Annotated in this window: 11 protein-coding genes; 3 read left to right on the top strand and 8 right to left on the bottom strand. The window is 65.5% G+C overall.

Features of this window, described 5'->3' with window-relative positions; genetic code table 11:
- Nucleotides 1-67: 67 nt before the first annotated feature.
- The gene (locus NO931_RS07575; RefSeq protein WP_256392026.1) at nt 68-1,078 is read right to left on the bottom strand and encodes a tyrosine-type recombinase/integrase; all 1,011 of its coding nucleotides are present in this window, start codon (nt 1,076-1,078) and stop codon (nt 68-70) included.
- 1,143 nt (nt 1,079-2,221) lie between these two features.
- Here NO931_RS07575 and NO931_RS07570 point away from each other — a divergent pair.
- Nucleotides 2,222-3,178, top strand: coding sequence for a nucleotidyltransferase family protein (locus NO931_RS07570; protein WP_256392025.1), 957 nt, complete (start codon nt 2,222-2,224; stop codon nt 3,176-3,178).
- Nucleotides 3,179-3,300: 122 nt separating this feature from the next.
- Here NO931_RS07570 and NO931_RS07565 read toward each other — a convergent pair whose 3' ends face one another.
- On the bottom strand, nt 3,301-4,671 hold the full coding sequence (locus NO931_RS07565; RefSeq protein WP_256392024.1) for a phosphoglucomutase/phosphomannomutase family protein: 1,371 nt from the start codon (nt 4,669-4,671) through the stop codon (nt 3,301-3,303).
- A 154-nt stretch (nt 4,672-4,825) separates the two neighbouring features.
- The gene (gene glpK / locus NO931_RS07560; protein ID WP_256392023.1) at nt 4,826-6,361 is read right to left on the bottom strand and encodes a glycerol kinase GlpK; all 1,536 of its coding nucleotides are present in this window, start codon (nt 6,359-6,361) and stop codon (nt 4,826-4,828) included.
- 349 nt (nt 6,362-6,710) lie between these two features.
- On the opposite strand from glpK, the gene NO931_RS07555 reads away from it, so the two are divergent.
- Entirely contained in the window at nt 6,711-7,688 is a 978-nt protein-coding gene (locus NO931_RS07555; RefSeq protein ID WP_256392022.1) for a hydroxyacid dehydrogenase, read from the top strand.
- A complete protein-coding gene (locus NO931_RS07550; protein ID WP_256392021.1) occupies nt 7,685-8,467 on the top strand; it encodes an HpcH/HpaI aldolase family protein in 783 nt (260 codons plus the stop codon). The genes NO931_RS07555 and NO931_RS07550 overlap by 4 nt, the downstream gene beginning before the upstream one ends.
- A 59-nt stretch (nt 8,468-8,526) precedes the next feature.
- On the opposite strand, the gene NO931_RS07545 is transcribed toward NO931_RS07550, so the two are convergent.
- From NO931_RS07545 to NO931_RS07525, 5 genes are all read right to left on the bottom strand, one after another.
- Nucleotides 8,527-9,378, bottom strand: a complete 852-nt coding sequence (locus NO931_RS07545) for an eIF2B alpha/beta/delta subunit family protein (protein WP_256392020.1) — start codon at nt 9,376-9,378, stop codon at nt 8,527-8,529.
- A gap of 606 nt (nt 9,379-9,984) precedes the next feature.
- Entirely contained in the window at nt 9,985-11,745 is a 1,761-nt protein-coding gene (pyk, locus tag NO931_RS07540) for a pyruvate kinase (RefSeq protein ID WP_256392019.1), read from the bottom strand.
- Between the two features lie 139 nt (nt 11,746-11,884).
- Nucleotides 11,885-13,108: an FAD-dependent oxidoreductase gene (locus NO931_RS07535; protein ID WP_256392018.1), complete on the bottom strand. Its 1,224-nt coding sequence runs from the start codon at nt 13,106-13,108 to the stop codon at nt 11,885-11,887.
- A gap of 172 nt (nt 13,109-13,280) precedes the next feature.
- A complete protein-coding gene (locus NO931_RS07530; protein ID WP_256392017.1) occupies nt 13,281-14,135 on the bottom strand; it encodes a class 1 fructose-bisphosphatase in 855 nt (284 codons plus the stop codon).
- A complete protein-coding gene (locus NO931_RS07525; protein WP_256392016.1) occupies nt 14,128-14,946 on the bottom strand; it encodes a class I fructose-bisphosphate aldolase in 819 nt (272 codons plus the stop codon). The genes NO931_RS07530 and NO931_RS07525 overlap by 8 nt, the downstream gene beginning before the upstream one ends.
- Nucleotides 14,947-15,418 lie beyond the last annotated feature (472 nt).

The following is a 15,418-nucleotide window of genomic DNA, read 5'->3' as shown; positions in this document are numbered from 1 at the left end:
GTGTGGTTTCTAAGGAGATGGTATCTCTGATCATCACAGGCCGATCGGGAAGAATCCGATCGACTTCTCAGATATTATCTAAGTACTGCCGCCGCTGCTCCATCTTCTCCCTCTCTGACCGCTGATCGTAGTGCTGCTCCAAGACGTCCTGACTGACGTTCGCCCGATCACCCACAGCCGTCTCCGGCACGTCGCTGTTCAGATGCCGAGTGATCGATCCGCGTCGGAAGGCGTGCGGGCTGACGCTCGACGGACATTTGCCGGCAGTACCGTGATCTGTAGCCTCGCACTCGTCCGGATCTCGGTCGTGCGGACACCCGTCACCGTAGACGCAGGGGCGCGTACTCTGGTACCAGTACTTCCGAAGCGTGGACTTCGATAACCGGCCGTGACTCGTCGCCAGGAGCGGGCGCCGACCGTGGTCGTCGGTCACGTCGGGGCGCCGATCCCGCAGCCAGTCGTCGAGCACTAGGCACACCTCGCCGGAGAGTGCGATCGTCCGCTGGCCTTTCCACTGGTTCTTGATCGGCGTCCCGGTATCCGGCCGGTGCCTAATCTCCAAGCACTGCCCCTCCGGGTCGTAGTCCTCGACGTCCAGCGCGTGGGCGGCGCCGATCCGCATCATCGTGTGCCAGAGGAGCGAGACCGTCACGTGGCGGCGCGACGCGTACTCGTACCGTTCGAGGTACTCCAGCATCGACTCGGCGTCATCGGCGTCGAGCATCACCTCCCTGGTGTTCTGGTCCGCCGTGATGTTCGGCGAGCGGACCTTGACGTGGAGGTCCTGCTCGACGCCGTCGATTGACTCCAGCCACCGGACGAAGACGCGCAGCGTGTCCATCTGCGTTTTCTCGCTGGCCGGCGCGAGCTCGCCGACGTTGCGCCGCCAGAGCCGGTACTCGTGGAGTCGCCGCCCGGTCAGCTCGTTCAGGGTCTCGATGTCTCGCTTGTCGCACCACTCGACGAAGAAACTCAGTCGCGAGCGGTGAGAGTTGATCGTGGCCGTCGCGGCTTCGGTCTCTTTTCCCGCCAGGTACAGGTCGAGCGCGGTCTCGGGATCGATGGGTTCCAGGTTCATGGTTCGCTTTCCGGCGAACCGCACGACGGCGCCAATCAATTGGCGCGAGCGGCGCCGTTTCCGCTCAGACCCCGGAAATCGGGATAGCTTGCCAACTATCTCCGCGAGGCGTACGGACCCCGTCGCGCCCGCTATTCTGTGAGGAACCGACGTGACGAACGAACAGCTGACCGTGTGGGATTCGAATCACGCAAATGCGAGCGATAGTGAGCGTTTGCACCAGGTTCGAATCCCATCGTGCCCGTTCGACTTGCTGGGAACGTCCTCGTAGTCACGGCGACATTCTCGATCACGCACCACTGGCCATCCTGTTGCCCTTGGTGTTCCCATACCGTTTCTGGAAACATTATTCAAATTAATTTTGAGGGATTATAACTAGAGGATAGAACTAGTGGAGAGTTGGTAGGTCTATTCTGGCCAGATATTTCTCGAGTAGAAGCGCAATCAGGAACCCATCAAACTGTACTGGGAGAAGGTCAGGACCTGCTCCTTTACTTCATATTTGGAATCAATCAAAAGAACCCTATTTATTTTGTCATGGTGTCTCTCTGGCACCAGTTCCCCATCCCCATTGGTGTCCCACAAAGAATTTTATATAATAGTGGAATTTAGGCCTTACATCAATTCTTTTGAACACTATATGATTTCATTCTTGTTTTATATATTGAAATTATTTGGGAGGGAGATTATAGGCGTTTTCGAACAGTGGTGGCAAGTCCTCATAGTATAATATTGATTTGTAGTATGCTAATTTGGTAATTATCTGTCGCAACGCCGATCCTAAGGAACTCGATATTCGGGAGTTCGGGGGATGCCCGAGGTGCAGGAGCTGAGAGATAGATAGTGGATCGAACGCTTCGGATACCGGTTAGCTCCTCTCATCGGTAGATCTCGACTGATGCCGGAACTCTATCAGGCTGTTGCATCAACCGGGTCGGCGATACGCTGGAACTGTTCTGTCGTGAGCCGGACCGGTCCGGAGGAACTCGCCGGTTCGATGTCCGGGATTCATCGAGCGCGCGTCGGATCCCGCGGAGCAGGCGTCGTTCTGGCGGCCCGAGTATACGCGCTCCCGATTGCTGATCACTTGACAGTACTTCACGACCCCGTCATAATTATCACTATTGACGATGATTATTTCGTATGGAGGCAGTAGTACTGGCTGGGGGGTACGCAACACGACTGTGGCCGATCACCCGGCATCGTCCGAAGATGCTCCTGCCGGTCGGCGAGACGACCGTCATCGACCGGATCCTGCGAGCACTGGAGAACGACGATCGCATCGACACCACCTACGTGAGCACCAACGAGGCCTTCGCCGACGTCTTCGAGGCGCACGTCGAAGAGAAGGGGTACGAGAAGACGCAACTGTCGGTCGAGAAGACCAGCGACGAAGACGAGAAGTTCGGCGTCGTCGGCGCGCTGGCCCAGCTCGTCGACCGCGAGGGGATCGACGACGAGCTGTTCGTCATCGCGGGCGACAACCTCGTCGGGTTCGACATCTCGGACTTCCTCGACTACTACGAGGAGAAGGGGGCGCCGGCGCTCGCCGCGTACGACGTCGGCAGCAAGGAGAAAGCCAAGTCCTACGGACTGGTCGAACTCGACGGCGAGCGCGTCGTCGAGTTCCAGGAGAAGCCAGACGAGCCCAACAGCACGCTCGTTTCGATCGCGTGCTACGCGTTCCCCGCGGACTCGGTGCGCTTCTCGGAGTATCTCTCCGAGGAGAACAACCCCGACGAGCCGGGCTGGTACATCGAGTGGCTCCAGTCCGAAGAACCGGTGTACGCGTTCACGTTCGAGGACACGTGGTTCGACATCGGTACCCCCGACTCGTACTTCGAGACCGTCGACTGGGAGCTGGAGGGCGAGTCGTTGATCCACCCCGACGCGACCGTCGAGAACTCCGAGATCGGGGACACCGTCCACGTGATGGAGGGTTCGGAGGTGATCGACGCGAGCCTCGACACGGCGATCGTGTTCCCGAACGCCGAAGTCCGCAACTGCGACCTCGAGGAGACGATCGTCGGCGAGGACGTCGAGATCGAGGATCTCGACATCTCGGGCGCCCTGATGACCGAGGTTCCTACGATCGACTGAACGGCTCGCGATCGATCGGGCGACGGGCGATCGCAGTGTTTCGACCCTGCGACCGGCGGTGACCGATCGCCGTCGACATCGTGCGAGCGGAGCCGCCGGCGTGCGAGCGCAGAGGCCGGCGTTTACACGAGCGGTTCGACCACGTTTCGTCCGGCGTCGAGCAACTCGCCGATCCGATCCTCGCTGTCGGCTTCCGCGTAGATCCGCAGTTTCGGTTCGGTCCCCGAGGGACGCATCAGCAGCCACGTCCCGTCGTCGAGGAAGATCTTGAACCCGTCTTTCGTCCCGACGCGCTCGACCGGCCGTCCGGCGATGGTCCCGGGCAGCGCTCCGTCCAGTTCCTCGATGACGGCCGCTTTTCGATCGTCCGGACAGTCGACGCTGACCCGATCCTGGTAGATCGCTCCGTGTTCGTCGAGGATCGCATCGACGCGCTCGTCGAGCGATCGGTCGGCGTGCGCGGCGGCGATCACCAGCGCGAGGAGCACGCCGTCCTTGTTCCGCAGGTGTCGCGTGATGCCGAACCCGCCGGACTCCTCGCCGCCACAGAGCGCGTCCGCCTCCCGCATGCCTCTCGCGACCCACTTGAACCCGACCGGGACCTCCACGACCTCCTCGCCGTGGGCCGCCGCGACCTTGTCGATCAGGAACGTGGTCGAGACGGTCCGCACCGCGGGGCCGCTCCCCGACTCGAGCAGGTACTCGTAGAGCGCGGCGAAGAGGAGATTCGGATCGAGGTAGCCCCGCTCCGGCGTGACGACGGCGATGCGGTCCGCGTCGCCGTCGTTCGCGACGCCGAGGTCGGCGTCGCCGTCCGTGACGCGTTCGACGAGCCCCTCAAGTTTCTCGGCCGTCGGTTCGGGCGACCCGCCGCCGAACGTGGGGTCCAGCTCGCACCGGCGGCCGCGCACGTCTGCGCCCGCCGCTTCGAGTAGCTCGTCGGTGACGCCGCGGCCGCTGCCGTACATCGCATCGTACGCGACCGAGAGCCCGTCGAGGTCGGCGTCCGCGAACGCCAACGCGTGCTGGATGTACTCGGGGACGAGCGGCTCTTCGGTGACGTCGCCGCGCTGGTCGGCCGGAAGGCTCTCCGGTTCGGCAAGCAGCTCCTCCAGGCGGTCGGTGATGTCCTCGGTCGCCGGCGAGCCGTCCGGCGAGAGGAACTTCACGCCGTTGTACTCGGGTGGGTTGTGGCTCGCGGTCACCACGATGCCGCCGTCGAGATTGCGGTCGCGAAGCGTCCACGCCAGCACCGGCGTCGGGCAGTCCCGCTCGCTGACGACGACGTCGAGTCCATTGTCGGTCAGCACGTCGGTGATCGCGTCGGCGAACCCGGGCGACGTTTCGCGGGCATCGTATCCCACGCCGACCGTCTCCGCGTCGCGTCCGTCGAAGTACGAGGCCGCCGCCTGCGCCACGATGCGGACTCGTCGCTCGGTGAACGTGTCGAGCGTCGCGCGCCAGCCGTCGGTACCGAACGCTATCCTGTCCATGCGTCGTGTATGTGCTACGGTATCAATACTTTTGGCGACGAACGGTCGTTTTGTGACGAACCACCCCTAACGCCGGCGGTAAGGCGGGTACGGTGCCGAGCGCCCCGGTGCGGACGGCGGCGACTGCCGGGCGAAGTCGTATTCGACGGCCGGTTCACTCCTCCCGGGCCCAGTCGCGGGCCCGTTCGATCGCTTCGGTCCATCGCTCGTGGCGTTCGTCGACGTCGTCGGTCTCCTCGGGCGTGAACTCGCGATCGACCCGCCAGTTCTCCCGGAGTTCGTCGACGGTATCCCAGTACCCGACTGCGAGTCCGGCCGCGTAGGCCGATCCGAGCGCCGTGGTCTCGTCGACTTCGGGACGAACGATCTCGGCGCCGATGATGTCGGCCTGCTGCTGGCAGAGGAAGTTGTTCTTCACCGCGCCGCCGTCGACTTTCAGGCTGGTGATCTCGAGCCCGGTGTCGGCCTCCATCGCCTCGGCGACGTCGAGCGTCTGGAAGGCGATCGACTCCAGAGTCGCCCGGACGATGTGCTCCCGTCGCGTGCCGCGCGTCATGCCGAGGATGGCCCCTCGCGCGCGGCCGTCCCAGTGGGGCGCGCCCAGCCCCGTGAACGCCGGCACGAGGTAGACGCCGTCCGTCGAGTCGACGCTTCTCGCCAGATCCTCCGTCTCGGCGGCGTCGTCGATCAACTCGACGTCCTCGAGCCACTCGATGGCCGCCCCCGTCACGAAGATCGCTCCCTCAAGCGCGTACTGGACGGGCTCGCCCGAGCGCTGGAAGCCGATCGTCGTCAGCAGGCCGTGGTCGCTCTCGACGGCCTCGTTGCCGGTGTTCGTGAGGAAGAACGACCCGGTCCCGTAGGTGTTTTTCGCGTCGCCCGCGTCGAAGCAGGTCTGGCCGAACAGCGCCGCCTGCTGGTCGCCCAGCGCTCCGGCGACGGGGATCTCGGCGCCGAGGAAGCCGTCGGAATCGGTGTGACCGTAGAACTCGTCGTCGCTGGAGGGTCGTACCTCCGGCAGCATCTCCTCGGGAACGCCGAACTCCTCTAAGAGTTCGTCGTCCCACTCGAGGTCGTGGATGTTGTACAGCATCGTCCGCGAGGCGTTCGTGACCTCGGTGACGTGCGCGCCGGTGAGGTTGTAGATCACCCAGGCGTCGATCGTTCCGAAGCAGATCTCCCCGTCGGCGGCTCGTTCGCGGTACGACGCCGGTCGTGCGCGCTGCGTCTTGACGGGTGCGGCGTTGTCGAGCAGCCACTCGACCTTGGTCGCCGAGAAGTACGCGTCCGCCTCCAGTCCCGTCTTCGCGCGGATCTCCTCGATCTTCCCCTCCGCCTCGAGTTCGTCGATCCGATCGGTTGTCCGCCGGTCCTGCCAGACGATCGCGTTGTGAATCGGCTCGCCCGTATCTCGCTCCCACAGGACGGTCGTCTCGCGCTGGTTGGTGACGCCGATCGCCGCGAGCTGTTCGGCGTCGAGATCCTTTTTCTGCAGTGCGTCCTGGATCACCCGCTTCGTCTTCTCCCAGATCTCGCGGGGATCGTGTTCGACCCACCCCGGTTCCGGGTAGATCTGTTCGTGCTTCTCGTACGCGCTCGTGACGACCGTCCCCTCGCGGTCGAACACCATGAAGCGCGTTCCGGTCGTCCCCTGATCGATCGCACCGACGTACGTATTCTGTGTTGACATTGCTAGATACCCCCTGTCACCTGTTCCGTCCGCGGTGCTCGGCGGCCGTTCGAGCAACGGTCGCGGATGTGGCGTGGATGTGTATATCTGTCACACGCGGCTTAAAATTATTCATCAACCCACCGACGGAGCGGTGCCGAATCCCATCGACTGACTCGTCAGACGGGGCGTTCGGAACTCGGTGGGAGCAGCAACGGCCCTGTCGCCGTTCGTTCGGACGTCGACAGACAGATCCGTCGGTACTCCACGAGGTGTCTGTGCGTGTGGTTGGGGGCACTGCTCTCCCCACCGTTCCCGTTCCGCACAACCGGGGTGTACGCTTTTGTCCTTTCGTGCCGGATGCTACCATATGGCTGAACGGTGGGAGGTGCTTCTCCCGGAGCGAATCGATCCGTCGGGTCCGGCGTCGATCGCGGAGTTCGCCCGGTGTACGAGCATGGACGAGTACGACAGTCGCGGCGCCGCGCTGGACGACATCGGCCGGTACGACGCCGTCGTCGTCAGGACCGCGACGATCGATGCCGGCGTCATCGATCGAGCGGATCGGCTCCAGGTGATCGCGAAACACGGGAGCGGGCTCGACAACGTGGACGTGGCGGCGGCCTCGCGCCGGAACGTCGTCGTCTGTAACACGCCCGGCGTCAACGCGCGATCGGTCGCCGAACACGCGATCGCGCTCCTGTTCGGCGTCCGGCGGAACCTCCGCACGGCCGACAGACACGTCCGCGAGGGCGGCTGGGAGCGACACGCGTTCGCGGGGCGCGAACTCGCCGGGGACTCCCTCGGGCTGATGGGGTACGGCTCCATCGCCCGCGAGACGGCGACGATCGCCCGCGGAATCGGACAGCAGATCCTCGCGTACGATCCGCACCAGGCCGACGAGGACTTTCCGGACGACGTGGTCCGGGTCGACGACCTCGTCGATCTCTGCGATCGATCGGACGCGGTGAGCATCCACGTCCCGCTGGTCGAGGGGACGCGACACGCGATCTCGACCGCGGAACTGGCGGCACTCGGCGAGCGCGGCGTTCTCCTCAACACGTCGCGCGGCGGGATCGTCGACGAACCGGCGCTCGTCGAGGCGCTCGAGGGCGGCGTCGTCGGTGGCGCCGGCCTCGACAACTTCCAGTCGGAGCCGCCGGACGCGGACAACCCGATCCTCGATCGCGACGATGTGCTCCTGACCCCCCACGTCGGCGGCGTGACCGAACAGGCCCTGGAACGCATGAGTCGACGGGCGGCGGCGAACGTTCGTACGGTCTACGAGGGCGGCCTTCCCGAGTCGACGGTAAACGGGGACGCCATCGACCGAGAGGTGACGCCGTGAGGACCGAAAACGAGTTCCGCCGGGCGATCGAGCGCGGCGAGACGATCTTCGGCGCGAGCTGTGCGACGTTTTCGCCGACGGTGGTCGAGACGTTGGGCAACATCGGGCTCGACTTCGTCTGGCTCGACTTCGAGCACGGCGGACCGAGCCCCTACGACAGCACCGTCTTCGAGGAGCTGACCCGCGCCGCGGAGGCGGGCGACGTCGAACTGCTGGTTCGGCTCCCGTCGCCCGAGCCCCCGCTCGTCCGGAAGGCGCTCGACGCCGGCGTCCGCACGATCCTTCTGCCCCGAATCGAAACGGCCGACGAGTTGCAGCGAGCCGTCGAGGCGGCGCACTTCTCGTACGGCGGCGACGTCGGCGACAGGGGGGTCGGCATCGGACGGACGAGCCAGTGGGCGGGCTACGTCGACAGTCACGTCGGCGGCGAGGACGCCGAGGTCCTCGTCGGCACGATGATCGAGAACGAGCGCGCCGTCGAGAACATCGAGGAGATCCTCGCGGTGCCCGAACTCGGCTTCGCGTTCGTCGGCCCGGCCGACCTCGCGATGTCGATGTCCGAAGGGGAGCCGCTCGAAAAGAACGAAGAAGCCGTCGAGGCCGCGATCGATCGCACCCTCGAGGCCTGCCTGGCGGCCGACGTTCCGATCGGTCGCATCCGGAACGACGTGACCGCCGCTCGGGAGGCGGCCGACGCCGGCTACCAGATCGTTCGCATCGGCGGCGACATCGGAGCGATCAGCACGACGCTCCGGAACAAACTCGATGAACTCGGCTGAGCCGTCACGCGCCGCTTTCCCGGGGAGGGCGGGAACAGGTTTGGTGCGACCGGCGGAGATCAGTGTTCGTGCGTCCGTTCGTCCGTCACCACCGTGTCCACGACTCGCAGCGGCGTCGCGTCGTACGCCGGGTTCTCCATCGCGAATCCGTCGGGCGGTTCGAGCATCACCTCGGAGGGCGATCGAAACTCGTTCTCGAAGACGAAGCCGCCGTCGATACACTTCGCCGACGCGCCGACGACCGTCACTGGAACGTCCAGATCCGCGGCGGTGGCGACGATCGGGTACGTCCCCACGCGGTTGTACACGGTCTCGTCGATGATGCAGTTCATGCCGACCAGCACGCGGTCGCACTCCGAGAGGAAGTGCCCCGCAGCGCCGTCGACGATGAGCGTCACGTCGACGCCGTCGCGATCGGCTAGCTCGCGGGCCGTTCGCCGCCCGAGGAATCGCGGTCGCGACTCCGTGACGAACAGTTCGAAGCTCACATCATCGGCGAGCAGGCGCTTGAGCGTCGCCATTACGGTCGACGAGTTCTCGTGGGTCAACAGCACGTCGCCGTCGTCGACGAGCTCGGCCGCTCGCTGCGCGGCCCGGTCTTTGCTCAACTCGACGTCCGTGACGACGTCCCGGATGACGCTGAGCGTCCGCTCTTTGGCCGCTTCGACGGTATCGGGATCCGAGTCCGAGACCTCGGAGACGATGCGTCGCTGCGTCGTGTACAGGATCGCGTGGGACGGACTCGCCCGATAGAGCGCCTTGCTGTTGCGACTCAACGCACGAACGTACTCTTCGACGGTGTAGTACTCCCGTTCGGTCAACTCCCGCAGCGCTCTGGCGGCTTTCACGGCGACCGCGGAGGCGCTCTGGGTCTGCATCTCCTCGATCTGGGTGACCGTCTCGTCGATCATGCGTACTACTATGCTACTCTCCCACATATCCACCCGTCCCGCGACGTCGCGCGCTATCGGGCGCTTCGTTCGTTTGACCGGGCGGCCTCCCCCGAGGACGAACACACCCAGACCGCCCGCACTCTGCGCAGATATCGGAGCGGCTCCGAAGACGCCAGAACAGTGTCGTTCAGGACCCGTCCTCGGCACCGCAGGTGGGGCCCCGCCCGTGTCTCCGCACGGACTCGAAACCGCTGGCCCGAACATACGAGACGCGGCTACTACAAATGACTAGTAATCGTCAGTAAGATCTTTAGACTTCTAAAAACGTTCTGCTTACCAGTTGGAGACCCGACGAACGACCGCGAAGTTCCGAGCGCGACCGCGGTTTTTTACATCGGTATCTGTGTAATCGACATTCGGGAACGACTCATCGTCGCAGCGTGATAGTACCGTGTCCATACGTAGAATCTTTTTCTAATCAAACCAGTCTTACCCGAACCGGTATACGTCGATCGGGAATGAACGGCGTGAGAGGAAGACCCGCCAGTAGCGGCGCTGGCGAAGCGACGCGAGTACGCGGCCGGACGCCGAACCGGGACGAGTGCGATGGGCCGAACCGGACAGTTATTTTTCACCGTCCCGCGCTTCGCGGCTGATGGCCCCGTCGTACAGGACGCCGCGTTCGGCGTCCAGCGTCACGGTCGAGCCGTCGTCGACGGCGCCGGGAACGGACGCGTCGGAGATCATCGGGATCGAGCGTTCGCGTGCGACGATGGCAGCGTATCCCGTTGTCCCCTCGTGAGCGTCGACGATGGCGCCGATGCGGCCCGTATCGCCCCGGAACTCGTCGTCGAACTCATCGGGCACGGCGACGACAGCACCGTCCGGAACGTCCACGAGGTCGGCGTCAGTCAGGCGGTGGATCGGACCCGTGACCATCCCCTCGACGACCGACCTGCCCCTGGCGAGCACCTCCGCGGCGACGTGAACCTTCATCATGTTCGTCGTGCTTCCGCTTTCGAGTTCGGTCATCATCCCGCAGAAGACGACGACCGTGTCGCCGCTCTCCGCGACGCCGGCGTCGAGTGCGGACTGGACCGCCCCCTCCACGAGGGTGTCGACCTCCCTGTCGGAAATTCCGGTGTACATCGGCGTGACGCCCCAGGAGAGCGCGAGCCTGCGGCGAACGCGGTCGCTCGGCGTCGACGCGACGACCGGGACGCCGGGGCGGTACTTCGCGGCCTTCAGCGCCGTGTACCCCGACTGGGTCGCGACGGCGATCGCGTCCGCGCCGATATCGCGCGCCAGGAACCGCCCCGAGCGGGCGAGCGCGTCCGCCTTCGACTCGCCAGCGTCCGGGACGAGTCGTTCGCGGGATTCCGCGTACTCCTCGGTGTCCTCGACGTCGCGGACGATCCGGTCCATCGTCTCGACGACTCTGGCGGGGTGGTCGCCGACGGCCGTCTCGCCCGAGAGCATCACGGCGTCCGTGCCGTCGAGCACGGCGTTGGCCACGTCGGAGGCTTCGGCGCGCGTCGGCCGGCGCGCGTGAGTCATCGAGTCCAGCATCTCCGTCGCCGTGATGACCGGGACCCCGGCCCGGTGGCACCGCCTGATGATGCGCTTCTGGAAAATGGGGACGTCCTCGAGCGGACACTCGACGCCGAGGTCGCCGCGCGCGACCATCACCCCGTAGGCTTCCGCCGCGATGGAGTCGATGTTTCGGACGGCGGCCAGCCGCTCGATCTTGGCGACGACCGGGATGTCGACGCCGCGGTCCGCGAGCGCGCGGTTGATCTCGGCGACGTCCTCACCCGAGCCGACGAACGAGGCGGCAACGAAGTCCGGTTCCTTCTCGGCGGCGACGTCGAGTTCAACCTCGTCGTCTTCGGTGATCGTCGGGAGACCGAGCTCGACACCGGGGACGTTGACGCCCTTGCGAGCGCCGAGCTCGCCGCCGTTCTCGACGCGCGCGAACACCGCGTCGTCGTCGACGCGCTCGACGGTGGTTTCGATCCGACCGTCGTCGAGCAGAACGTGATCGCCCGGGTCGACGGCCGCGATCGATCTCGAGAGGCCGATCTCCCCCGGCGTCGCGTCCGCTCCGACGGCGAACCGCACCGTCGAGCCCTTCTCCAGTCGGATCGGGGCGTCGATGGGCGCCGTCCGCACTTCCGGCCCCGGCGTGTCCAGCATCGACGCCACCGGGGCGTCGACCGCGTCGTCGACCTCGTCGATGCGGTCGATCATCTCTCGGCGGTGTTCCGGCGAGCCGTGACTGGCGTTGAGACGCCCGACCGACATCCCCGCCTCGGCCAGCGCCGTGATCTGTTCGGCCGAGTCCGTCGCCGGCCCCAGCGTGCAGACGATTTTCGCGTTACGCATCTGCCGACGCCTCCGCTACGGTCGGCGCTGCGCCATTGTCGCTTGTTACCATGGCGAGACGTACGCGCGGATCGGTCATGAAGCTACGGTACCAAGTTAAAAATCGACTGCGGTCGCGACCGTCCGCACGACTGCGAGGTCACTCCGCGCCGACGACGTCCTCGTCGGTCGGCCCCTGCCCGTCGAACTCCGCGACGAGGTCGTCCAGTCGGTCCGGATCGTCGACAGCCGGGAGTGTCTGCTCGGCGGTCGCGCAGTCGGCGTCGACGCCCAGTCCCTCGCAGACGAGGGCGGCCGTCGCCTCGGCCATCTGGCGGTACGTGGTCAGCTTGCCGCCGACGATGCTCGCCGCGTTGTCGACGCCGTCGTCGGCGTGATCGAGCAGGAAGAATCCGCGAGAGATGCCGCGACCGCCGCGTTCCTCCTCGTCGGGCGCGTAGAGGGGGCGGACGCCCCACCAGGTCCGGACCTCCGGCGCGTCCTCGACCGGCGGGAGCATCTTCGCACACTCGCTGATCGTCGTCTCGATCTCCCAGTCCTCGGTTTCGTACTCGTCCGGGTCGCGGACGGGGACGCTCGTCGTCCCGAGGACGACCTCGGTCTCGTGAGGGACGACGATGTCACCGTCGTCGGGGCTCCGACAGCGGTTGAGTACCGGTCCGAGGTCGTCGTAGTCGACCGAGATCATCACGCCGCGGGACGGTTGCATCTCGACGTCGAGACCGGCCATCGCGGCGAACTCGCCCGCCCACGCCCCCGTCGCGTTGACGACGTAGTCGGCCTCGATCCGGTCGTCGACCGATCCGCCGACGCGGACGCCGCTCACCCGTCCGTCGTCGACGGTCACGTCCTCGACGGGCGCGTGCGGGTGGATCGTCGCGCCGTGGTCGCGAGCGTCGGCCGCGTTCGCGGCGACGAGCCGCGACGGGTAGATGGCCGCGTCGGGCACCTCGAACGCGCGCTCGGTCTCGTCCGCGAGGTCGGGGACCATCTCGCGCGCCTCGTCGCCGTCGAGCGTCTTCACGGGGATCCCGATCTCCTCGCAGGCGTCCCGCTTGGCCTCGAAGTAGTCGGGGTCGTCCCCGGCGAGCTGGACGAACAGGCCCCCGGTGTCCCGAATGCAGGCGCCGGCGATGTCGCGGAGGATCTCGTTTTCCTCGATGCACTCTTCGGCGCCGACGCGGTCCGCCTCCGCGTAGCGGGCGCCGCTGTGAAGCAGCCCGTGAGAGCGGCCGGAAGTGCCGCTGGTCAGTCCGCCGCGCTCGACCAGCGTCACGTCGATTCCACGGAGTGCGAGGTCACGAGCGACGCCGGCGCCGGTCGCACCGCCACCGACTACGAGTACGTCTGCTTCGACAGACATACGCGAACTTAGGACGACTGACGTAAGTTTCTACCGGCGATGCCGCCACGGAGGAACGGTGAACTACCGCGTAGGGTAGGTCCGACGCAGCCGTCGCGTGCTCGAACTGCGCTCGTGCGCTCGAATCGGGCGTCGCATGCTCGCACCGCGCTCGAACCGGGCGTCGCTACCGTCAGTCCAGCGCGGTTTCCAACCTGTCGACGTACTCCGTCGTCCCGATGTGGACCGGAACGCGCTGGTGGACGTCGTCAGCGGAGACCGCCAGGATGGAGCGGTCCCCGGCCGACGACCGACCGCCGGCGGCTTCGGCGATGTAGCCGATGGGATTGCCCTCGTACTGCAGGCGAAGCTTCCCCTGGGGCGACGACTGGAGCGCCGGGTAGGCGAAAATCCCGCCGTACGTGAGCACCTGGTTGATGTCACCGATCATCGCGCCGCTGTAGCGGAGCCTGAGTTCGTGTTCGAGCTCGCGGGCGTACGCCCTGAAATCCTCGTGCCAGTCGGGAACGCGACCCCCGAACCCGTACACGCCGTGGTCGTCGGGCTCGTCGGGGATCGTCACGTTCTCCCGAACGGCTTTCCGGTCGCCGTCCTCCAGCAGGTACTCCGTGACAGACTCCTCGTCCGCCGCGATCATCGTCGTCCGGGGCCCGTACAGGACGCACGCGGCGCCAACGAGCGTCTCGCCGCGAGCGGGCAGGTCGGCGTCGTAGATCCCGAGGATGGTTCCGGCGGCGTTGTTGGTCTGGATGTTCGAGGAGCCGTCGACTGGATCCACCGCGACGCCGTACCCCTCGCCGCCCGAAACGATCTCGTCGCGCTCCTCGCTGGCGTACTGCCCGATCCCGTCGATGGGAAGCAGCCGCTCTTCGAGCAGCCGGTCGGCGAACACGTCGGCCGCGATCTGTTCCTCGCCGCTCGGGTTCTCCTCGCTCTCGAACCCGACGCGTTCGACGAGGGTGTTGCGGATCTCCGGGGCGGTCTCGGCGACGGCGTCGAAGACGTCCTCGACCGGCTGGTTACTCATCGGCCGTTGGGCCTTCGGCGCCGGTGTTCGAGAGTGCGGTGTCGACGGTCGCGTCCTCGAAGACGACCTGCTCCAGCGCGTCGAGGATCTGCTCGGGATCGTCGCGCTGCCAGACGTTCCTGCCGACGGCCACGCCGTCGCCGCCCGCGTTCATCGTCGCTTTCACGTCTTCGAGGAACTCCCGGTCGGTGGTCTTCGAGCCGCCGGACATCACGATCTTCGACTTCGCGGACATCCGGACGGCGTCCTCCATGGCTTCCTGCGAACCGGGATACTTGATCTTCGTCACGTCCGCGCCCAGTTCCAGCCCCAGTCGGGCCGAGTAGGTGATCACCGCCGGCTTGGAGGCGTTTTTGACGCCCTGGCCGCGCGGGTATCCCCACATCACGACCGGCATGTCGTGTTCCCGGGCGCTCTCCTGGGCCTCTCGGAACTCCTCAGCCATGCCGATTTCGTTGTTCGCGCCGGCGTAGATCGTGAACCCCACCGAGGATGCGCCGATCTCCCGGGCGTACTCGACGGAGCAATTGACGGCGGTGTCGGGTTCGCCCATCCAGAGGTTCGAGGTCCCGTTGAGCTTCATCAACAGGTCCACGTCGTCCTCGTAGGAGGGGTAGTACGCCTCGGCGAGTCCCTTCTGCACCGCGAAGGAGGTCACGGCGGGGTGGGTGGCGGCTTCGAACACCGGTTCGGGATCCGCTCGTTCCGGAACGTCCTCGAAATCCGCCGGGCCGTGCTCGATCCCGTGATCGTACGCCAGGATGACCATCTTCCCGTCCCGTGTGAGGGGCGTATCGTCTACTGGGAACATCCCGTCTAGGTGGTATCGCTACCGTCATTATCGTACTGTCGTTAAGCATCCATATCCATCTAGTAGGCACCCATACACTATCCGTTCGATGAGATTGATGACGAGACGTAACGCATAGGGGCCAGATACATATCCAAGAGTCGGGATCCGCGTCCGCTCGACCGTCCGGCAAACTCCGAAAAGTGGTCGGCGTTTCATCCGAACAGTCCCGCGGACTGTCGGTCCGTCCCGGGACACATGTTAGAATGACTGGTATGTAAGGTATAGTATTTTTGTGCCAGTTCGGCGATCAGGATCGGGCGACACGGGGTCGGGGATTCAGCGCGGTCCCCGGCCGACCGAAAATGGACATCGAAGACCCGCCGGGCTCCAGTTGACGACGCTGGTATGGACGATCTTGACGCCGAACGCCGCGACGGCGTCGGCCTCGCTGACGCTCCCCCGTAGAACCGAACCACTGTCGACCGTCCGT

This window comes from Natronoarchaeum rubrum (assembly GCF_024494695.1).
The sequence above is the reverse complement of the archived record's forward strand: the minus strand, read 5'-3'. Positions and strand labels throughout refer to the sequence as shown.